Source organism: Nostoc parmelioides FACHB-3921 (genome assembly GCF_014696625.1).
Classification (GTDB): Bacteria; Cyanobacteriota; Cyanobacteriia; order Cyanobacteriales; family Nostocaceae; genus Trichormus; species Trichormus parmelioides.
This window is the reverse complement of sequence record NZ_JACJQL010000073.1, coordinates 1-21,419: the sequence shown is the minus strand read 5'-3', so window position 1 is coordinate 21,419 and position 21,419 is coordinate 1. Positions and strand designations below refer to the sequence as shown.

Genomic DNA, 21,419 nt, shown 5'->3' with positions numbered 1-21,419 from the left:
GTAAGGGGATGAATAGACGTTGTACACAACACACATTATGTTCCCCCAGTCCTTCAATTAATAACCTTTACTGATACATCAATTTTTTTTGATGAATTTTTGTGTACAGTAGCCTCGCCTTGGTTGACATATCAATTTTTTTTGAAATGATATAGACATACCTAAATATCACCATAAAGGTGGGGTAAATGAAAACAACAGCAGAGAAATTAGCTCTCACGCTGGGGATTTTTGCTGTCGTCAGTGGTTGCACAGCTACATCTAATAACTCGGCTCAAACTCAGGATTCAGCAAAAGTCACCGAAGTTGCTAATTCAACGAAAGTAGCAAGTGTGACAGTTGACGGTTCGAGTACAGTTTATCCGATTACCCAGGCGATCGCTCAAGAGTTTCAAGCAAACTCCAAAAATAATCTCTCAGTTCAAGTAAATATTTCCGGTACTGGTGGCGGATTTGCCAAATTTTGTGCAGGGAAAACAGATATAAACAATGCCTCTCGACCGATTACACAAGCAGAGATGGCAGATTGTAACCGCAACGGTATTAGGTATATAGAATTACCAGTGGCTTTTGATGCCTTAACTATCGCCGTGAATCCCCAAAATGATTGGGCAAAAGATATTACAGTTGCCGAACTGAAAAAGATTTGGGAACCTGGGGCGGAAGGAAAAATCACCCGTTGGAACCAAGTACGCCCATCTTGGCCAGATAGACCATTGAATTTATACGGTGCTGGTAAACAGTCTGGGACATTTGACTACTTTACAGAAGCCATCACAGGTAAAGCGAAAGCCAGCCGTAATGACTACACGGCTAGCGAAGATGATGAAGTTTTAGTTGCAGGTATTAGTAAAGACCCCAACGCGTTGGGTTACTTTGGCTATGCCTATTATGAAGAAAACCAAAAAAGCTTAAAAGTATTAGCAGTTGATAATGGCAAAGGTGCAATTACACCATCACGAGAAACAGTAGAAAAATCCAAATATCAGCCCCTTTCTCGACCTTTATTTATCTACGTCAATCCTTGGTCATCCCAAAATAAAAGTGCAGTTTATCAGTTTGCAGATTACTACATTAAACAAGCGCCAAAAACTGCCAAGGCTGTGGGTTATGTACCCTTATCCAGTGAAGCTTACCAAATTAATTATGTTCACTTAAATCAAGGTAAAGCAGGAACAGTATTTGCTGGTAAATCCCAGTTTGATTTAACGCTTAGTGAATTACTACGCAAGCAAAAGCAATTTTAATAAACAGTCAACTGTTAACTGTTAACTGTTAACTGTTGACTGTTGACTAATAACAATAGGAAAACGCATGAAAGTTCGTGTTGGTATTAACGGATTTGGTAGGATGGGGCGGCTGGCTTTGCGGGCTGCATGGGGTTGGACGGAACTGGAATTTGTGCATATTAATGAAATCAAAGGTGGTGCAGTTGCAGCAGCTCACTTGCTCAAGTTTGATTCTGTTCACGGACGCTGGACACCAGAGGTAGAAGCAGAGGGGGAACGCGTCCTGATTGATAGTACTCCCCTGAGTTTCAGCGAGTATGGCAAACCGGAAGATGTACCCTGGGAAGACTTTGGTGTTGATTTAGTCCTAGAATGTTCTGGCAAATTTCGGACTCCTGCAACCCTCGACCCCTATTTTAAGCGCGGGGTGCAGAAGGTAATTGTGGCTGCACCTGTGAAGGAAGAAGCCTTAAATATTGTCATGGGAGTGAATGACTATTTATATGAGCCAGAAAAGCATCATCTTTTAACTGCGGCTTCCTGTACAACCAACTGTTTAGCGCCAGTGGTGAAAGTTATTCACGAAGGCTTGGGGATTAAACATGGCATTATTACCACCATCCATGACAACACCAATACTCAGACCCTCGTTGATGCACCCCACAAAGATTTACGGCGCGCACGGGCTACTAGTTTATCACTGATTCCGACCACTACAGGATCAGCAACAGCGATCGCCTTAATTTACCCAGAACTCAAAGGTAAACTCAACGGTATCGCCGTGCGAGTACCACTGCTGAACGCTTCCCTTACAGACTGTGTGTTTGAAGTTACCCGACCAACCACAGTCGAAGAAATTAACGCACTCCTCAAAGCTGCATCTGAACAAGCACCACTCCAAGGCATCCTGGGCTATGAAGAACGTCCTTTAGTCTCCATCGACTACAAAGACGACCCTCGTTCTTCCATCATTGATGCCCTTTCCACAATGGTTGTAGATGAAACGCAAGTAAAAATTCTGGCTTGGTATGACAACGAATGGGGTTACGTCAACCGCATGGTTGAACTCGCTCGTAAGGTTGCATTAAGTCTGAAAGCTTGAAGTGATTGCTATTGGTGATTGGTAATACCAATTCAATTAATGATTGCAACACATCCTTGGGTGAAGACGCGATTCATCGCGTCTCTACAGATAAACCCATGACCTATTACCCATTAACCCATGACTTCCACTACAGCTTCTAAAGCCAATTTCAAAAACTATATTCTCGTAACTCTAGCTTATTGGGGTTTCACCATCACTGATGGCGCTCTAAGAATGCTGGTGCTGCTTTATTTCAACAAAATCGGCTACACTCCCTTACAAATCGCCTCTTTGTTCCTGTTTTACGAAATATTCGGTATTGTCACCAACTTTTTAGGTGGTTGGATTGGCTCCCAATTAGGATTAAAGGTTACTCTCTACACAGGCATTGGCTTACAGATTTTCTCTTTAGTGATGCTGGCATATCTCAATCCCAGTTGGGCGCAGTGGCTAGCTGTAATATATGTGATGGTAGCGCAGGCGTTTTCGGGAATTGCCAAAGACTTAACCAAGATGAGTTCTAAAAGTGCGATTCGCTTGGTGGTTCCCCAAGATGACCAGTCTTCTTTGTTTAAGTGGGTAGCTATACTAACGGGTTCTAAAAATGCTCTCAAGGGAGTGGGCTTTTTTGTTGGTAGCGCCTTGTTGGGTTTGTTTGGCTTTGTTAATTCCCTATTTGTGATGGCAGGGGGATTGTTACTGCTGATGTTTACTGGGTTAATGTTGCCTAAAGGTATGGGCAAAATTAAGAAGAAGGTCAAGTTTAGCCAACTGTTTTCTAAGAGTCCAGAGATTAATATTCTCTCAGCCGCCCGATTCTTTCTTTTTGGTTCGCGGGATGTCTGGTTTGTGGTGGCGTTACCAGTGTTCTTGCGTGAGGTTTTGGGTTGGTCTTTTTACCAAGTGGGTGGATTTTTGGCAGTGTGGGTAATTGGTTATGGAATTATTCAATCGTCCGCACCAACGCTGATTCGGCGATTTGGTTCTGGTCGTCCCCCACAATCACAGACTATCCAATTTTGGACATTGACACTAACTGCGGTGCCAGCTGCGATCGCCTTAGCTCTGCAATTTGGTGTACCTGCTAATTTTGCCATAGTTGGGGGACTGCTCGTGTTTGGTGTGGTGTTTGCGTTCAACTCTGCGGTTCACTCTTACTTAGTATTGGCGTTCACCGACGATGACAAAGTAGCCCTGAATGTCGGCTTCTACTATATGGCGAACTCTGGCGGTCGATTAGCAGGTACGGTTTTATCTGGTTTGGTATATCAATGGCTAGGGTTGGTTGGTTGTCTGTGGACATCTACGTTTTTGGTATTAGGTGCAGCCATAGTTTCCCTGAGATTACCAGATCCTAAACCAAGTAAAGCGATCGCCTGGAAAGCTGGAGACGGAGACTAAAAGCAATTCAAAATTCAAAATTAAGAAAGCCAGATTCGGTATTAGTTTTAGGGTTTGTGTAGTTTGTTTGATTTTAGAGAATTGGTATAGAGATTGATGTATCACAGGAATTGTAAATGAGCCTGAATCAACAAACCAAAAGTAATCTCAGCTTTTTTGAAAAATACCTCACATTGTGGGTGTTTTTGTGCATCTTTGTCGGCATAGCTTTAGGAAGATTATTCCCAGAGTTAGCGGTAAAACTAGATGCTATCAGTGTCTATCAAGTATCAATTCCTATTGCAGTATGTCTATTTTTCATGATGTATCCCATCATGGTGAAGATAGATTTTAGCCAAGCGATGAATGCAATCCGCACCCCAAAACCTGTAATTCTGACTCTGGTGGTGAACTGGTTAATTAAACCATTTACGATGGTAGCTTTTTCTCAGTTCTTTATAGGCTGGTTGTTTCGTCCCTTAATTACAGGTACAGAATTAATTCGTGGTGGTGAAGTAGCGATCGCTAATTCTTACATAGCTGGGACAATTTTACTAGGGATTGCCCCTTGTACAGCAATGGTTTTGATGTGGGGTTATCTTTCCTATGGGAATCAAGGTCACACTTTGGTGATGGTGGCTGTTAATTCTCTAGCAATGTTATTTTTGTACGCACCTTTGGGAAGGTGGTTACTAGCAGCAAATGATTTAACTGTGCCGTGGCAAACTATCGTTTTGTCGGTGCTAATTTACGTCGGTTTGCCATTAATTGCTGGCATATATAGCCGTTACTGGATTTTCAAATACAAAGGTAGAGAATGGTTTGACAGTCGATTTCTTAAATATCTCAGTCCCATTGCTATTACGGCTTTACTACTAACTTTAATCTTGCTATTTGCCTTTAAGGGCGAATTAATAGTCAAGAATCCCCTACATATTTTATTGATTGCTGTACCACTATTTATTCAAACTAATTTTATTTTTTTAATTAGTTATGTAGCAGGTTTAAAGCTCAATCTTGCTTACGAAGACGCTGCACCAGCCGCCTTAATTGGAGCTAGCAATCATTTTGAAGTGGCGATCGCTACAGCCGTGATGTTGTTTGGTTTGAACTCTGGCGCTGCACTCGCTACAGTCGTGGGTGTTTTAATTGAAGTTCCCGTCATGTTGATGTTAGTCGAGTTATGCAAACGCACAGCATCCTGGTTCCCACGTCAGCCGGAAAAGGCAACATTACGAGATCCACGCTGCATCACTTCTTTTCACTGATTTAAATATTACTTAGGAGAAAAACTCATGTCCGTTATGAAAACACACGTAGCCTTAAATGTCACCAATATTGAGAAGTCTGTAGCATTTTATAGAGCCATGTTTGGCTTAGAACCAGTCAAGTATAAAACCGACTACGCTAAATTTGATATTCCTAACCCAGCCTTAAACCTGACACTGAATTTAACTAATAATGTGCAGAGTGGCGGCGCATTGTCCCATTTAGGTGTACAAGTTGAAAGTACTCAAGAAGTACAATCAGCTATTAAACGATTTGCTGAAGCAGGATTAGATTTATTTACAGAGGATAATACTGATTGTTGCTACGCTTTACAAGACAAAGTGTGGGTAACAGATCCAGATGGGAACCGTTGGGAAGTTTTTGTGGTAAAAGTAGCAGATACATCGCCAGACAAGAATCTTGCAACAATAGGTTCTTCTGGGGAAATTCAGGCTGTCAACAAGTCATGTTGTGCTTAGATAATAACGATATTTAACAGAGGCGAAAATCGTCTCTGTTTATCTTCTGTAAGAGGGAGAAATCATGAAAAAAGTCATGTTTGTGTGTAAACATAATTCCCGGCGATCGCAAATGGCAGAGGGATTTACTAAAATATTAGGTAAAGATAATATCGCTGTGACTAGTGCAGGTTTAACAGTTAGTCAGATAGATCCATTTGCAGTAGAAGTTATGTCAGAAATTGGGATTGATATTAGTAACCAGACTTCTAAGCCTTTAGAAAATTTTCACCCAGAAGAGTATGACGCAGTAATTTCCTTATGTGGTTGCGGTGTGAATTTACCAGAAGCTTGGGTATTACGAGATATATTTGAAGATTGGCAACTTGATGATCCTCAAGGAGAATCTATAGAAACTTTTCGCCGTGTGCGTGATGAGATTAAAGAAAGAGTGGTAAAGTTAATCGCATTACTCAACTAAATTAAAGCCTTTTGATTAACTCTTCTAGTAGTAAGCTGTATTTAATTAGGAGATAGGAAAAAATTTCTCCCTCATCTCCATTTCTGCGCCTCGGCGTGATTAAATTTTCCCAAAATTCAATTGTTCTTCAGTAACCCAGATACCATGAAAACCGTAAGGTACTCGTTGGGGAAGTAGCACTCGCGCTATCGGTTCACTATTAATATCTTGGGCATTGATGACAACTAATTCAGAACTCTCCTCGCCAATGTCGTAAACGTAAGTAATTAACCAGCCATCATCCTCAACTGTTGCACCAGGACGAGGTACAAAAACAGCTTCACTTCCATAACGTCCCTGTCCATATTCATAATTTTGAGACTTAGCATTGCTGAGGTTGTATTTAATTAAACCCTCAAACAAAGGTATAGAACCTTTTGCTAACCGACTAGTGTAGCCATATTTCGTTGCTTGTCCTAAGAAATTTTCATTGATACGGGGAAATTCTGAGGCGACATCATCCAGCATTTCTTCATGTACTTTCCCAGTTTTAAGGTTAAAGCGCCAACGATGTAAACGGGGAATGTCTGCTTCTGGGTCTGTTTGGGAATCTGGGGAAGCTAGGACAGTGGTGGAACGCATGGGACAAGCAAAAAGTACTACTTCGTCTTTGTCCTCGTAGGCGTTGAGAGTGTGGAAAACGTAGCAAGAGGGAGCTGCAAACCAGCGAATATGACTGTTGTCACCATGACGAGGTAGAATACCAAAGCGACTAGGGCGATCGCTCTCAAACATGAGCATGGGTTCTCCCCGTTGCATCCGTTCTACACTAAAGGTCAAGGGCAAATCCATAAAAATTGTGTAGTTGGCGGTGATAGCAAAGTCGTGCATCATCACCCCCATAGGTAAATCTATAGGTACTGTTCGCACCAATTCCCCGGTGGCGGAAACCACGCTGTAATGCAGATATGGTGGTGCAAATGAGTAGCCAAAAAACATCATCTCCCCTGTCACTGGGTCTACCTTAGGATGGGCGGTAAAAGCAGAACTTAGCTGATTATTGTAGGTGTACTCACCAATAGTTTCTAAATCAGGAACCTGAATTGCATGGGGTGCGCCGCCTTCCCACAATGCTAATAGTTGTCCTGCGTGCCAGATGAGGGCAGTATTACCAGTGTTTCTGCTAGGGAGTTCTGGCTGGGGTGGTTCCATCAATCCTGTCCAGATGGCTTGACCCGCCTCATGTTCAATTTGCCATCTTTGAGTGCGGACGTAGCGATTGCGGTAAGTAGCTTTACCGTTGCTAATTCTGACACCGTGTAACATCCCATCACCATCAAACCAGTGATATTGTCCGATGGGTGTCCATTGGGGGTTCGGGCCGTTGCGGACAAACATCCCTGATAACTCAGGAGGTAGTTCACCGATAACTTTTAAGGTGTCAGTGGTAATTTCTTCGTGGACAGGCGCAAAATTCCCCCCTAGATAGGGATTGACTGCTGTTGTGGTCATGGTGTTGGATGAGAAAGCGAGTGAATCTTTTAGGACTTACGCACTGAACCAAAAACCCTTCTGAGGGCGGTCAATAGTCCACAGTCCATAGTCCAAAAACCTTGATTTTGACCATTGACTATGGACTATTGACAAAAAAGCCAGAAAATTAGTAACACTGCGTAAGTCCTATCTCTTACCATCATAGCGATCGCTCTCACTTTACTTTTCAAATTAAGCAGTCTCATTTAGAACATAGATGTTTTTTCAGCTTTGATAGTTTACCGCTACGGAAAATCAGGTAAACACTGATGAGCCAGTAGGGTGTGTTACGGCTATGAGAGGATTTGGGACTTAGAAACAAGAAAATTTAGCCGTAACGCATTATCCACTAAGCGGTGCGTTAGGCGCGAGAGTAGTTATTTCGTGACCAATCTGGAAGTCAAAAGAAAAAATCTTTTACCTTTTTACTTTTTACTTTTTACTTTTTTTCTCCAGTCCCCATTTTCCATACAACAGGGCAGCAATGGCTAATAATATAAGAAGGCGCTTCACACTTCTTAATTATTTAGTTTTACTATGGCCAGAGATTTACGGAGATTCATTAAAATTTTAGAAGAAAGAGGACAATTACAGCGAATTTCTGCTTTAGTTGACCCAAATTTAGAAATTGCAGAAATTTCTAACCGGATGCTGCAAAAAGGTGGGCCGGGCTTATTATTTGAAACTGTCAAAGGCGCATCCTTCCCCGTTGCTGTCAATTTGATGGGAACGGTGGAGAGGATATGCTGGGCGATGAATATGCAGCATCCCCAAGAATTAGAGACTCTGGGTAAAAAGCTGAGTATGCTGCAACAACCAAAACCACCCAAGAAAATTTCTCAGGCGATAGATTTTGGTAAAGTGCTGTTTGATGTGTTGAAGGCGAAACCGGGACGGGACTTTTTTCCGGCTTGTCAGCAAGTGGTAGTTCAAGGTGATGAGCTAAATTTAAATACGTTACCTTTAATACGTCCTTATCCTGGTGATGCAGGGAAGATTATTACCTTAGGACTAGTGATTACCAAGGATTGTGAGACAGGTACGCCAAATGTTGGTGTGTATCGCTTACAACTGCAATCTAAAAATACGATGACCGTACACTGGCTATCAGTGCGGGGTGGAGCGAGACATTTACGCAAAGCTGCCGAACGTGGTAAAAAATTAGAGATTGCGATCGCCCTTGGTGTAGATCCTTTAATTATCATGGCAGCCGCCACACCCATTCCTGTAGATTTATCTGAATGGCTGTTCGCTGGACTATATGGCGGTTCTGGTGTGCAGTTAGCCAAATGTAAAACTGTAGATTTAGAAGTTCCCGCAGATTCCGAGTTTGTTTTAGAAGGAACCATTACACCAGGGGAAGTGTTACCAGATGGCCCCTTTGGCGACCACATGGGCTATTACGGCGGTGTAGAAGATTCTCCCTTGATTCGCTTCCAGTGCATGACCCACCGCAAAGACCCGATTTATTTGACTACATTTAGCGGTCGTCCACCCAAAGAAGAAGCGATGATGGCGATCGCACTCAATCGCATTTATACCCCAATTCTACGACAACAAGTCTCAGAAATTGTCGATTTCTTCCTGCCAATGGAAGCCTTGAGTTACAAAGCGGCAATTATTTCTATTGATAAAGCATACCCCGGACAAGCAAGACGGGCAGCTTTAGCCTTTTGGAGTGCTTTACCCCAATTCACTTACACCAAATTCGTTATTGTCGTCGATAAAGACATAAATATTCGTGACCCCCGTCAAGTAGTATGGGCAATTAGTTCTAAAGTTGACCCCACACGAGATGTATTTATTCTCCCGAATACACCATTTGACACCTTAGATTTTGCCAGTGAAAAAATTGGTTTAGGTGGACGCATGGGAATTGATGCAACTACCAAAATTCCTCCAGAAACAGACCACGAATGGGGCGCGCCTTTAGAGTCTGATGCAGATGTAGCGGCGATGGTTGAAAGACGATGGGCTGAATATGGTTTAGCCGATTTGCAATTAGGGGAAGTTGACCCTAATTTGTTTGGTTACGATATGAAGTAGGGGATTGGGGACAAAAAGTCAAAAGTCAAAAGTCAAAAGGTAAAAGATTTTTTCTTCTGACTTTTGCCTATTACCCAGTCCCCAGTCCCCAGTCCCCAGTCCCCAAAGAGTTGGGTATTTTACGGAAAGTTATCAGCTAATAGAAACTTTCAAGCTGCTTGGTTGTCCCAAATTTCCTTGAAAGACAACACCGCGTTGATTTGCTTGAAGGTGGCGTAAAATCTTGTAAATTGCTTCAACTTGGTCAGATGCACCTATTTTCTCAGCAATTTGCTCTAAAGAAAGGGCAGTTTTTTCCTTTTGGAGTAATCCTACTACTTTTGTTTGTAGATCCAAAATGACAGCAGCAGCTTTTTTACCAGCTTCTACTCCTGGTTGATGGTAGGCGTTAATGTTGACCAAACTCGCGTATAAACCAACAGTACGTTCATACAAAGCAATTAACGCCCCAACGGTACGGGCGTTAACTTGGGGAATCGTCACTGTAATGGAATCGCGTTGATTTTCATACAAAGCTTGGCGGGTTCCTAGCAGAAAACCAGACAGATAATCACCAGATGTGACACCGGGGTCTATTTCTGGGGATGCGCCGTTACGGTCTTCCAAAACTTCGATTAAGGTAGCAAAGAAATTCGGTACACCTTCGCGTAACTGCTGGACGTAAGCGTGTTGGTCTGTTGAGCCTTTGTTACCATAAACGGCGATACCCTGATAAACAGTGTTACCGTCTAGGTCTTTTTCTTTACCCAAAGATTCCATGACTAGCTGTTGCAAATAACGGCTAAATAACAGCAAGCTGTCTTTATAGGGTAAAACAACCATGTCTTTTTCACCTTTGCCGTTACCAGAGTAGTACCAAGACAAAGCCAGTAAAGCCGCAGGGTTATTTTTCACTTCTGGGACGCGAGTAGCGTCGTCCATCTCTTTTGCACCTTCTAGCATGGCACGGACATCAATGCCCTGTAATGCCGCAGGAACTAGCCCTACAGAGGACATTTCCGAGGTACGTCCACCCACCCAATCATACATGGGAAATGTTGCTAGCCAGCCTTCTGCTTGGGCTACTTTGTCTAGGTTGCTACCAGTACTAGTAATAGCTACTGCATATTGGGCAAAATCTAAATTTTGTCCAGCATAGGCTTTTTTGACTTCAATCATGCCATTACGGGGTTCTGGTGTACCTCCAGATTTGGAGATGACTAAAACCAAGGTGCTGGCAAGATTATTCCGCAGGTGGGTGAGAATCTTGTCAATGCCGGCGGGGTCGGTATTGTCGATAAAGTGAATTTTTAGGGGTGGAAATTCAGGGGCGAGGGCTTCAGCGACAAACTGGGGGCCGAGGGCAGAACCACCAATCCCAATAGAAATAATATCTGTGAAGCGGTTGGCTTTGGGAGGATGAATAGCACCTGTTTGGATTTTTTCCGCAAAAGCTTCAATTTGTTCCAGGGTTTGAACAATTTCTTGGGCTATTTCTGGTGTCGGCGCTAAGTCTGGGTTCCGTAGCCAATAGTGTCCCACCATGCGGTTCTCATCAGGATTGGCGATCGCACCCTTCTCTAATTCCGCCATATCCGCAAATGCTTTGTCAAATTTCGGCAGCAACGACTTCACGAAGGCATCATCAAAACGCATCCGACTGACATCTAGATACAGTCCTAATCCCTCGTGGAAATATAACCATTCTTGGTATCGTTGCCAAAGTGCCTTCGCATCCATAGGGAAATCTCTAGTAAAGTGTCCTTCAAAAACAAGTGTAATGTAAGGTTAGAGCCATCCCTGCTTAGTCTTATACAGTTTTAAGTGTTGAAAATTTCTTCACCTCAAACATCCGGCATAGGTATGACTCGGAGAAATTTTACAATTTCACCCCTAATTTCTATACCAACTAAATAATTATCTATCGTAAACCGATGAAATATACCTTCATCATCCAGTTGTCTCAATTCTGGAAGTCCATGTAAAGACAACTTTTGGGAAAAATCACAAAAAATAAAATCATAAACTCGCTGATAGGCAGCAGGCTCTAAACTTTTCAGGTCTACTAAAAACGACCTAGCGTAACGCATTTCCAGACTCACTGAAGTCACCTTGAGAGAGATGGGGGAGTTAGGGGAAGTAGGGGAAGCAAGGGAAGCAGGGGGAGCAGGGGAAGCAGGGGGAGCAGGGGGTAAATTCCATCCCCAGTCCCCAGTCCCCAGTCCCCAATCCCAAATCCCCAATACCCTTTATACAAACATCAACATCCGTATTGCTTCTTCCTGAGTTAAGATATCCCACGGTTGCTGCGATCGCTTAACTTGTTGTATGGCTCTTAACATATAAAAGTCACAATGCAAGGCGTGCATATCTAGCCAAACATTTTCCAGTTCTTCATCGCTTAACTGCTCAATTAAGTGATGGATTCTAATTCTCAGTAAGTTCATACATTCTTGGCATTACCCAAAACACTAAGGTATTGTTCCCAAAAATGACCCAGGGCGAACGGCAATAAGTCAGTCGGGTCGAGATAGAATGTCGGGAAATCAATTCAAAATTCAAAATTCAAAATACCCTACGGGAAGCGCAAGCGCTACAAAATTAAAGAACTCCTTGAGATTGAGACCACTAGAGGAGAAAAGTGACTGACAACTGACAACTGACAAATGACAACTGACAAATGATTGAATACTTAATTTTTTTAGCCATTTCTACGGCAACATTTGCCCTGTTTAGCTTGGGACTGAATTTACAGTGGGGTTTTACGGGGTTAATTAACTTTGGTCATATCGCTTTTATGACTTTGGGGGCTTACACTACCGTATTGTTAAGCCTTAAAGGTGTGCCTTTATTTATTTCAGCTATTTTTGGAGCAATTTTCGCCGCTTTGTTGGGATTGGTGATTGGTTTTGCGACTTTGCGTCTGCGGGAAGATTATCTAGCCATTGTCACCATTGGGACAGGAGAACTGATTCGCTTAGTGGTGAATAATCAAGATTTACCTGTGGGTGATACCTGGGTATCTGGCGCGTTTGGGGTGCAGAGTTATCCTATACCTTTATCGACAGAGCCAAATTTATTTTTCCGCCTGTTGATGATTGGAATTTTAACGCTGTTGTTTGCTGTGACCGTGTTTTCGTTATGGCGCTGGATTCGGAACGCGCAGAAATTACGGGTTACTAATTCGGCTGACAAAACCAGTAGCAAACAAGAACTGGCTTCCCGTTTCGGTGTAGGAATTATTTTAGGATTATTGGCAACAGCCATTTATATTTCTGGGGTGATTACACTTTATAACTACATCCCCAAAGCCGGTTTAATGCTGGTGTCGCTGTTGGTATTGGCGTTTGTATTTTGGCGGTTGGAATATTTAGTGCGATCGCCTTGGGGTCGTGTGCTAAAAGCTATCCGCGAAGACGAAGAAATACCTAAGGCAATGGGTAAAAATGTCTTTTGGTATAAGCTCCAGTCTCTCATGTTAGGTGGGGCGATCGCTGGTGTCGCTGGGGCTTTCTTTGCTTGGCAACTAAGCGCCATCTATCCTGATAACTTCCAGCCACAGTTAACTTTTGACTCTTGGATTATGGTAATTTTAGGCGGCTCTGGTAATAATATCGGCACAATTTTAGGTGCTGTAATTTACTTCGCTTACGATGCCATTACTCGTGAGGTTTTACCGAAAATTATCCCCCTTGATGAGGCACGTTTAGGAGCATTCCGCATCATGGTGATTGGTTTAATTTTGATGGTACTGATGATTTGGCGGCCTCAAGGTATCTTAGGGAAAAAGGAGGAACTCACCCTTGGTAAATAACCAGTCACCCCCACTCCCCCTATTAGCAGCTAGCGGACTTTGCAAGAGTTTTGGCGGTATAAAAGCTGTTCAAGAAGCGAGAATCGAAGTTGCACAAGGCAGCATCACTGGCTTGATTGGCCCCAATGGTGCTGGCAAAACTACCTTATTTAACCTACTTTCAAACTTTATCCGCCCAGATAAAGGACGTGTCATTTTTGATGGCGAACCCATTCAACAGTTACAGCCCCACCAAATCGCCCAACAGGGTATGGTAAGAACTTTTCAGGTAGCCCGGACTCTCTCCAAGCTATCGGTGTTAGAAAATATGCTGCTAGCCGCCCAAAAGCAAACAGGGGAGAATTTTTGGCAGGTACAGTTACAACCCCAAGTAGTAGCCAAGGAAGAGAAGCAACTACAAGAACAAGCAATGTTTTTGCTGGAATCGGTAGGTTTGGCTAAAAAAGCTTATGATTATGCAGGCTGTTTGTCTGGGGGACAACGTAAACTGCTAGAAATGGGTAGGGCTTTGATGACTAATCCCAAATTGATTTTGTTGGATGAACCAGCAGCCGGAGTCAACCCCAGACTAATTGATGATATTTGCGATCGCATCCTCACCTGGAACCGTCAAGATGGAATGACCTTCTTGATTATCGAACATAACATGGATGTGATCATGTCCTTGTGCGATCGTGTTTGGGTACTTGCTGAAGGACAGAATTTAGCTGACGGAACTCCAGCAGAAATCCAAACTAATTCCCAAGTTTTAGAGGCGTATTTAGGGAAATAGTTTATACATTGGGGATTGGGGATTGGGGACAAATTAAATTCTCTTTCATTACCCGTTACCCATTACCCGTTACCCATTACCCTTAATACCAAGCTTGCGGAATCAAGTCATACTCCCCAGCTTGTTGCGGAGGAAAGTCGCCTGCTTCAATTCTGGCGATCATGTTAGGTAAAGCTTGAAGAAATGCTTGGCTTCTATCTTTTGGGTGTAGTGTCCAAGCGGCAGGATTAGTTAAGTTAGCTCGAAAATAATCAGTCTGCTCTAGTTTTTGAGTCACCATAATTTCCCAAGAATCTAATTTACCTTTACCTGTAAAATTGCTAAGAATAGTTTTTAATGGCGTAGGTAAGTCGTTCATCCATTTTGTGTTGTAGGAACGCCAAAGCACAGGGATGGGAAGAAACTTATCAAATCGCTTACAATCTATTAAATAAACTCGGCTACCAAAGGTTTTAAAAGTATCGAAAGGCTCGGATTTTGGCTGATTTGTGGGCGGGCCAGCGAGTGGTCGCACAAACATCATTTTGGGATTTTCTTCCATTAATTTAACAGCTTCTGCAATCCAATTGTGATTAGGTTGTTGAAACATCAACATATCACTATCGAAGTGCAACATATAGTCGCTTTTACATTCTTCGATGCTAAATATAGAACCTAAAATGGGATAACCTTTATAGTTATGAGTGAAGCGAATCGGTGTACCAAAATGTTTTCGATAAACTTCACTATGGTAATTTGCATCGTAATTTATATCAACGACACGATCCACAATACCTGCTTGTAATAACTTCTCTGTACACTCGCGCAGTTCTTCCATTGTTCCAATGTGAGGACGAGTCACCTTGTCTCCCATCAGTGGAGCGGTGTCAACTGCTAAAACCTTTTCCTCAAAAGGAAAGTTATGCACTTTTACTAAATGAGGAATTGTCTGTAAAAGGAAAGATGTATCCGGCCGCGCCACAAAAATCCACAACGAACAACTCGGATTTGCCATAGTAAAAATACCCCTGTCCTCAATTTTGATCTGTTTAACAGGATATACGATAGGTTACTTTAGTTAAGTAATTGCAATCTCAACTATATTGACCTAGATTTCTGCTAACCGCCAGTAAACTCCATTTTCTCGCTGCATTAACTTGTAACTAATCAACTCTCGTCGTAAAGTGGCGTAATCGGGATGGTAGCGATTGAGAATATTATTCACTTCATTTTCTGAATAATTAATACCTAACTCAAATTTGTTTACCAACCACTTGAGAATAACTAGGCGCTTTTTACGGCTAGCGGGAATTTCTTTAATGCGTTGCGCTCCTTCAGTGCTGTTTGGGCTTATCTCCAAATAGTTTTTTAAAACTTTGCTTTCCCACGCTTCAGTATCTACGTCCTCTATCAAGGAGGCTATCTTTTCTGGAGAGAGAATTTCCTTGCTAATGCTTTGCAAAACTTCACTATCTAACTGATATATACGACTGTTACCTTCTGGGCGCATTGTTACTAAGTTTAGCTCCTTGAGTCTTGCCAAATGGTGGGAAACTGTTGGCTCTTTGAGCCGCATAAACGCTGCTAATTCTTCGACACTGCATTCCTGATTTGCTAAAATCCCTAAAATCTTTAATCGGCTTTCGTCAGCCAACACCTTAAAAAATTGCAGTAGGGTCTGAAATTGCTCTTGTTTCATAATTTGTTATACTTAATTCGATCAGAATCTAATTAGAGCTAGATCGAATTACTAATGCTGCCCTCATCTGATGCAGCACAAGCTCTGCTTTGGTGATTTTTGAATTAATGTTAATTTTGCGATTCGTTCTGCAAAAAGTTGAGTTTTCTTAAGTTGTTCTTTACATTTTGCTATGTTGAGATTTCTGTCACGCCGGAAAAGAAGGAATCGCGGTATGGCTAGACAAGGTACTTCGCTTGTCCAAGCTGCTCGATTCTTAGGAATGGATCAAAGTTCTCTGTATATGGCTCTGCAAAAAGGACAAATCCCCACTCACAAGAGCAATGGACGCACAGTAGTTAGTCAGGGTGCGCTATTAGATTACCGAGCTAGAACGAGAAATTTGTGAGTTTTTAGGCAATAAGTTTGAGCGATCGCCATAGATAATAATATCGTGTGGCGATCGCTCATCTATTTATAGTACAAAAATACCATTAATAATTAGAAAAGTACCATCTCCACCAACTAATACCAATTCAAAATTCAAAATTCAAAATTAAGAATCAAGACAGGACAAGTATTTGGGGCTGTATATCTGTCGCATTCTTTTTTCAAATTGGTATAACAATTAAAGAAAATTTAGAAATTTTATTTGTATACAAGAACAGCAACGCGCTGAACAAGAACGCCAAGCCAAAAAAGTTGCTCTCCAACAACTTGAGCAAGAACGCCAAAAATATCAAGATTTAATGACACGACTGCAAGAACGAGGTATAAATCCAGAGGAGATTTAGAAGGGTGTAAGGGTGTAAGGGTGTAAGGGTGTAGGGGTGTGAGGGTGTAGAGGTGTGAGGGAAGAATTATTTATATTGGTCTTTCCCCTAAACCCCTACACCCCCATACCTCCACACCCCTAATTAACTAAACTGCTCACCCACATCTAGGTTGAACAACATTTGCAGGGTTTGCATACAGCGCCTTCTGGCTTCAACATCTTGCTGCGCGCGCAATTGCACCATCGGGTCATGTAAAATTTTATTAACAATACCTCTTGTTAAGGCTTCAATCACCTCTTGATGTTTGTCGCCAAATTCTGAACCTAATCTTGATAAGGCTTTCTCTAATTCCTGTTCGCGGATGGTTTCGATTTTACTCCGCAGACTGCTGATTGTGGAAACAGTTTCTAAACTGCGCCACCAAATATCAAAAGCCTCAATTTCTTCTTCTAAAAGCCGTTCCGCCTCTTGAGCCATCTTCCTGCGGCTTTCGTAGTTTTGGGCTACCACCGCCTTTAAATCATCCACATTGAAAGCCTGGACGTTTGCCAGTTCATTCACGTCTGTATGGACGTTGCGTGGTACGGAAATATCAAATAACATGAGGGGCTGGTTTGGTGCTAAAACCATTTCTAATTTAGCCCGATCAAGTATTGGCTCCGTTGCAGAGGTGCTGGTAAACACCAAATGGCTTTCAGCAATGACAGTCATCATTTCTGGAAGCAAATGAGTGCGAATGGGGTGTTCTGAAAATTGCTTTGCTAATTCTTGGGCGCGTTCTCGTGAACGATTGACAATACTGATTTGTGTAGCACCTTTAGAAACGAGGTGTTGTACCAACAGCCGTGACATTTTACCAGCACCAAGAATTGTGACTCGGCAAGCTGCTAAATTTTCGGCTTTTATCTGGGCTAACTCCACAGCTGCGGAACTGATGGAAACTGCACCAGTACCAATGCTAGTTTCCGTGCGGACACGCTTACCTGCTGTCAGCGCTTGTTTAAATAATCGATTCAAAATTGTTTTTATACCGTTATATTGCTGCCCCAGTTTATGAGTATTTTTCACCTGAGCCAGAATTTGACCTTCGCCTAGTACGAGGCTATCCAATCCAGCCGCCACTCGCATGATGTGCATAACTGCGTCTTCATGTAGCAAGACAAACAAGTGCTGACGTAGGGAATGCACTGGCAATTTACTGTGTTCGGAAAGAAACTGAGTTACTTCTCGAATACCGTGATCTGTTTCACCAGCAACGATGTAAATTTCTAGACGGTTACAGGTGCTGAGAATGGCGACTTCATCAATATGAGGATAGCTGGTAAGTTGTGCGATCGCACTTTCTGTCTGTGGTTCTGGAATACTCAGCTTTTCCCGAATTTCAACTGGGGCTGTTTTATGGCTTAACCCCACCACTGCAATATTCATTTCTTATCGGTAATTAGTAATGGGTTATTTAATGATTGGGGACAAAAAAGTAAAAAGTAAAAAGTAAAAAGGTAAAAGATTTTTTTCTTTTGACTTTTTACTTTTACCTTGGACTGGGGATTGGGGATTGGGTACTGGGGATTGGGTACTGGGGATGAAATTTACCCCCTGCTCCCTGCTCCCCAGCCCCTACTCCCTAATTCCTAGTGCAGTTGCACAGTCTTGGGCTGTCCAGCCATGTGAATTGTGTCCACAAAACGAGCAGTTTGTGACTGGCTGGAAATAACCAAACTTTGAGTTCTAGCGCCACCGTGGAAGAAGCGTACACCTTGCATGAGATTACCAGAGGTGATACCGCAAGCCGCAAAGAGAACTGTTTCTCCGGATGCGAGTTCATGAGCGTCGTAAACCTTATCAGGGTCATTGATACCCATAGAGCTTAAACGCTCAAGGTTGGCTTCCTTGCTTTCCCCAATCAAGCCTGTTTTTACTACTTCTGGATCGTAGATCAATTGACCTTGGAAGTGTCCGCCCAAAGCACGCATAGCGGCTGCGGAAATGACACCTTCAGGTGCAGCACCAATACCCATGAGTGCATGGATGTTAGTACCAGCAAATCCACAAGATATTGCTGCGCCTACGTCACCGTCAGAAATCAGCTGGACTCTTGCACCTGCGTCGCGGATTTCTTTGATTAAACCCTGGTGGCGATCGCGTTTCATGACGACTACTACAAGTTCGTCAATAGCACGGTCTAGACACTCGGAAAGAATCTTGAGGTTTTCCGTAGCTGACTTGTTAATGTCTACTTTGCCTTTAGCTGCTGGAGGCGCTGCTAATTTCTTCATGTAGAAGTCAGGTGCAGCAAATAATCCACCTTTCTCGGAAATAGCTAGAACCGCCATTGAGCCGGGTTGACCATAAGCTACGAGGTTTGTACCTTCGCAGGGGTCAACAGCAATATCAATTTCTACTAATTCGTCGGGGTTACATAATTGGTCAGCATTTGGTTGGGTACAGATACCAACTTCTTCCCCGATATACAACATGGGCGCGTCGTCGCGTTCCCCTTCCCCAATTACAATGCGACCGCGCATATAAATTTTGTTCATGCGCTCCCGCATTGCTTCTACTGCTACTTGGTCAGCAGTATTCTTTTCGCCTTTACCCATCCACTTTGCGGATGCGATCGCGGCTTGCTCAACTACCTCAATAATCTCTAATCCAAGTGTATTTTCCACAGAGTCGCCCTCTCAACTGCTTGACTTTCCGTCGTTTTTTCTAGCCATTTCAGTTTTCAAGTCTACCAAAGGGCGGATACCTGTGGAAAATAGTATCTACTTGCATCTGTGTTAAGTTTTGCTGCTAAGTCATGTATTTCCACGCCAACAGCCCCAAAAATAGTACTTAAGTACTATTTTGCTTGGATCTTTCTCACCCATGTATTAAATGATTTGTCCGTGGAGTTATTCCCCGGAAATTTGCAGCAACACATTTCTTTTACGGGGGCCATCTAACTCGAAAAATAATACAGATTGCCAAGTTCCTAAAGCTAATTTTCCTTCTATTATTGGGATGACTTCACTAGTCGTTAACATCATTGCCATCAAATGAGAATGAGCATTCATCGGTTCATCTTCTGGCACAATTCTTAAATGTAAATCATTGTGCAGGTAACGTTCTGAATCAGGTGCTAGTTTTTGCAAGAATACTTTTATATCTTCTAATAATCTCACTTCATCTTCATTAATAGCTAAAGCAGTGGTCGTATGTTGTGAAAATACTAAAATTTGCCCATTTTGAATCGCAGTAGCAGCTAAAAAATCCTTAATTTCAGCAGTGATGTTGTAAATATTAATTCCTGCTTCTGTTTCTATTTCGATGATTTTATTGAATATAGACATAACAAATTCAATCTTAAATACCCAACTTATTTGCAAAAAATTAAAAATCAGCAGTACAGATTTAGCATGATTGAAAAATTAGTCAATCATAGTAGCTTTAATTGTATTCAAAGCACTAAGATATAATATCAAAGTCTTATTGATTATGACTTCTGAATGATTAATTCTGATAATTATTATCTCATTTTCCTGTATCTAAAATTGTTTTCAGTCCTTGTACTAACCTTTCAATACCTTCTTTGACTGTATCTTTTTGCAAAGCACCATAAGCAACCCGCAGATAACAACCACTTTCCATCCCAAAAGTTGTACCGGGAATTACAGCCACTTTATATTCTTGAATTAGCTGTTTGACTAGTGCAAAAGCATCTATCTGAGTATGCACTTTTAGAAAAACATAGAAAGCACCATCGGCGGGAGTAATCGTACATAAGCCTTGGAGTTGGTTGAGGTAGTCAAATACTATTTGCCTTACTTGAGCGATGCCTACGGCGGGCTGTGCCAACGCCCCAATATGATCTTGTAAATACTCTGGTTTTGCTTGCAATGCTCCCAAAGCTGCATACTGAGAAACCACAGGCGGACAAATCAAAATCGTATCTTGGACTTTTTTAATGGCGACAAGCAGATGTTCGGGAATCACCATGTAACCAATTCGCCAACTGGCAAACCCATAAGCTTTAGAAAGACTATAAAGGGAAATTGTATACTCACTACTCCCAGCAAATGAGGCTGGAGAAACGTGTTTTACACCATCGTAAGTAAAGTATTCATAAGCCTCATCACTAATGTGATAGATGCCACAATTAGCGCAAATTTGATTTACATTACGTAACAAATCTTCGCAATAGACAACACCTGTAGGATTATTCGGGGAAATTGTGACCACTGCGCGGGTTTTTGGGGTAATAGCTTGAGCGATCGCCTCTGGACGCAGTTGATAATTTTCATCGGTTTCCACCAACACCGCACGACAACCAGCCATTGCGATCGCCATTTCGTGGTTGAAGTAGTAAGGCGTATTGAGAATAATTTCATCACCAGGAGAAGTAATCGCCAAAATAGCGTTCATAAACGCCATATTGCTTCCCGCCGTCACCACAATACAGTTATCTGTCGTGATTTCCATCTTGTTGAACCTAGACAATTTGTCTGTCAACGCATTCAACAAAGGCGGAATACCCTCCACAGCTTTATATAAATTATTAGCTGGGTCAGCCAAAAATTTCGGCAAAAGCTCAATAGCTTCTGGTGGCGGACTATAAGAAACCACACCCTGTCCCAAAGAAATAGTCCCTGGCGAATTTTGAATTAATTCCCCAACCACAGGAATAATCGGCGACTGTACCGCCTGCATCCGAGAATAGAAGTTAGTCATTAGTCATTAGTCAGTAGTCAGTAGTCAGTAGTCAGTAGTCAGTAGTCATTAGTCAAAGGTCAACAGTCAACACTCAACAGCCTCCAAACTGTTTCCCCGTTCCCAAGTTATCACCTCCACTCCCCCTGCATCGTAAAAGCCGCCCAATAGACTTGTCTACAAAAGATAAAAAGCTTACTGTGAAGGGATTATAGGAGATATAACTGAGATAAGATAGTTATCATTGCTGAACGTAAAAATCACGGTTTAAGG

The 21,419-nt window shown here is 42.3% G+C and carries 20 protein-coding genes; 10 read left to right on the top strand and 10 right to left on the bottom strand.

Features of this window, described 5'->3' with window-relative positions; genetic code table 11:
* Positions 1 to 188 precede the first annotated feature (188 nt).
* The 6 genes from H6G14_RS27835 to arsC all read left to right on the top strand — a co-directional run bounded on the left by H6G14_RS27835 (position 189) and on the right by arsC (position 5,901).
* Positions 189 to 1,247 (top strand): PstS family phosphate ABC transporter substrate-binding protein, encoded by a 1,059-nt coding sequence (locus H6G14_RS27835; protein ID WP_190571582.1) that lies wholly within the window; start codon positions 189 to 191, stop codon positions 1,245 to 1,247.
* A gap of 67 nt (positions 1,248 to 1,314) precedes the next feature.
* Positions 1,315 to 2,331: an ArsJ-associated glyceraldehyde-3-phosphate dehydrogenase gene (locus tag H6G14_RS27830; protein WP_190571581.1), complete on the top strand. Its 1,017-nt coding sequence runs from the start codon at positions 1,315 to 1,317 to the stop codon at positions 2,329 to 2,331.
* A gap of 120 nt (positions 2,332 to 2,451) precedes the next feature.
* Positions 2,452 to 3,714, top strand: coding sequence for an organoarsenical effux MFS transporter ArsJ (gene arsJ / locus H6G14_RS27825; RefSeq protein WP_190571580.1), 1,263 nt, complete (start codon positions 2,452 to 2,454; stop codon positions 3,712 to 3,714).
* Between the two features lie 116 nt (positions 3,715 to 3,830).
* Positions 3,831 to 4,961 (top strand): ACR3 family arsenite efflux transporter, encoded by a 1,131-nt coding sequence (arsB, locus tag H6G14_RS27820; protein ID WP_190571579.1) that lies wholly within the window; start codon positions 3,831 to 3,833, stop codon positions 4,959 to 4,961.
* A 27-nt stretch (positions 4,962 to 4,988) separates the two neighbouring features.
* A complete protein-coding gene (locus tag H6G14_RS27815) occupies positions 4,989 to 5,441 on the top strand; it encodes an ArsI/CadI family heavy metal resistance metalloenzyme (protein ID WP_190571577.1) in 453 nt (150 codons plus the stop codon).
* A 64-nt stretch (positions 5,442 to 5,505) separates the two neighbouring features.
* Positions 5,506 to 5,901 (top strand): arsenate reductase, glutathione/glutaredoxin type, encoded by a 396-nt coding sequence (arsC, locus tag H6G14_RS27810; protein WP_190571575.1) that lies wholly within the window; start codon positions 5,506 to 5,508, stop codon positions 5,899 to 5,901.
* 99 nt (positions 5,902 to 6,000) lie between these two features.
* Here arsC and H6G14_RS27805 read toward each other — a convergent pair whose 3' ends face one another.
* Positions 6,001 to 7,392 carry a carotenoid oxygenase family protein gene (locus H6G14_RS27805; protein WP_190571573.1) on the bottom strand — a complete coding sequence of 464 codons (1,392 nt, stop codon included), beginning with the start codon at positions 7,390 to 7,392 and terminating at the stop codon, positions 6,001 to 6,003.
* A gap of 558 nt (positions 7,393 to 7,950) precedes the next feature.
* On the opposite strand from H6G14_RS27805, the gene H6G14_RS27800 reads away from it, so the two are divergent.
* A complete protein-coding gene (locus H6G14_RS27800) occupies positions 7,951 to 9,459 on the top strand; it encodes a UbiD family decarboxylase (RefSeq protein WP_190571569.1) in 1,509 nt (502 codons plus the stop codon).
* Between the two features lie 132 nt (positions 9,460 to 9,591).
* Here the strand turns inward: H6G14_RS27800 and H6G14_RS27795 are convergent, their stop codons facing one another.
* The 3 genes from H6G14_RS27795 to H6G14_RS27785 all read right to left on the bottom strand — a co-directional run bounded on the left by H6G14_RS27795 (position 9,592) and on the right by H6G14_RS27785 (position 11,885).
* The gene (locus H6G14_RS27795; protein WP_190571567.1) at positions 9,592 to 11,178 is read right to left on the bottom strand and encodes a glucose-6-phosphate isomerase; all 1,587 of its coding nucleotides are present in this window, start codon (positions 11,176 to 11,178) and stop codon (positions 9,592 to 9,594) included.
* Positions 11,179 to 11,282: 104 nt separating this feature from the next.
* Positions 11,283 to 11,540, bottom strand: a complete 258-nt coding sequence (locus H6G14_RS27790) for a cytotoxic translational repressor of toxin-antitoxin stability system (RefSeq protein WP_190571565.1) — start codon at positions 11,538 to 11,540, stop codon at positions 11,283 to 11,285.
* Between the two features lie 147 nt (positions 11,541 to 11,687).
* Entirely contained in the window at positions 11,688 to 11,885 is a 198-nt protein-coding gene (locus H6G14_RS27785; RefSeq protein ID WP_190571563.1) for a hypothetical protein, read from the bottom strand.
* A gap of 233 nt (positions 11,886 to 12,118) precedes the next feature.
* Here H6G14_RS27785 and H6G14_RS27780 point away from each other — a divergent pair, with 233 nt between their 5' ends.
* Both H6G14_RS27780 and H6G14_RS27775 read left to right on the top strand, forming a co-directional pair.
* Positions 12,119 to 13,252, top strand: a complete 1,134-nt coding sequence (locus H6G14_RS27780; protein WP_190571561.1) for a branched-chain amino acid ABC transporter permease — start codon at positions 12,119 to 12,121, stop codon at positions 13,250 to 13,252.
* Complete coding sequence (locus H6G14_RS27775) at positions 13,242 to 14,024, top strand: ABC transporter ATP-binding protein (RefSeq protein WP_011320405.1); 783 nt, start codon at positions 13,242 to 13,244, stop codon at positions 14,022 to 14,024. The genes H6G14_RS27780 and H6G14_RS27775 overlap by 11 nt, the downstream gene beginning before the upstream one ends.
* A gap of 82 nt (positions 14,025 to 14,106) precedes the next feature.
* On the opposite strand, the gene H6G14_RS27770 is transcribed toward H6G14_RS27775, so the two are convergent.
* Positions 14,107 to 15,018 (bottom strand): hypothetical protein, encoded by a 912-nt coding sequence (locus H6G14_RS27770; RefSeq protein ID WP_190571557.1) that lies wholly within the window; start codon positions 15,016 to 15,018, stop codon positions 14,107 to 14,109.
* A 93-nt stretch (positions 15,019 to 15,111) separates the two neighbouring features.
* A complete protein-coding gene (locus tag H6G14_RS27765; RefSeq protein WP_190571555.1) occupies positions 15,112 to 15,702 on the bottom strand; it encodes a DUF2087 domain-containing protein in 591 nt (196 codons plus the stop codon).
* A 214-nt stretch (positions 15,703 to 15,916) separates the two neighbouring features.
* Here H6G14_RS27765 and H6G14_RS27760 point away from each other — a divergent pair, with 214 nt between their 5' ends.
* A complete protein-coding gene (locus tag H6G14_RS27760; protein ID WP_242053880.1) occupies positions 15,917 to 16,090 on the top strand; it encodes a MerR family transcriptional regulator in 174 nt (57 codons plus the stop codon).
* A 508-nt stretch (positions 16,091 to 16,598) separates the two neighbouring features.
* Here the strand turns inward: H6G14_RS27760 and H6G14_RS27755 are convergent.
* The 4 genes from H6G14_RS27755 to H6G14_RS27740 all read right to left on the bottom strand — a co-directional run bounded on the left by H6G14_RS27755 (position 16,599) and on the right by H6G14_RS27740 (position 21,167).
* Positions 16,599 to 17,885, bottom strand: a complete 1,287-nt coding sequence (locus H6G14_RS27755) for a glutamyl-tRNA reductase (protein ID WP_011320400.1) — start codon at positions 17,883 to 17,885, stop codon at positions 16,599 to 16,601.
* Between the two features lie 203 nt (positions 17,886 to 18,088).
* A complete protein-coding gene (gene glpX / locus H6G14_RS27750; RefSeq protein WP_011320399.1) occupies positions 18,089 to 19,126 on the bottom strand; it encodes a class II fructose-bisphosphatase in 1,038 nt (345 codons plus the stop codon).
* A gap of 225 nt (positions 19,127 to 19,351) precedes the next feature.
* Positions 19,352 to 19,789 (bottom strand): secondary thiamine-phosphate synthase enzyme YjbQ, encoded by a 438-nt coding sequence (locus tag H6G14_RS27745; protein WP_190571552.1) that lies wholly within the window; start codon positions 19,787 to 19,789, stop codon positions 19,352 to 19,354.
* A gap of 181 nt (positions 19,790 to 19,970) precedes the next feature.
* Entirely contained in the window at positions 19,971 to 21,167 is a 1,197-nt protein-coding gene (locus tag H6G14_RS27740) for a pyridoxal phosphate-dependent aminotransferase (protein ID WP_190571550.1), read from the bottom strand.
* Positions 21,168 to 21,419: the final 252 nt, after the last annotated feature.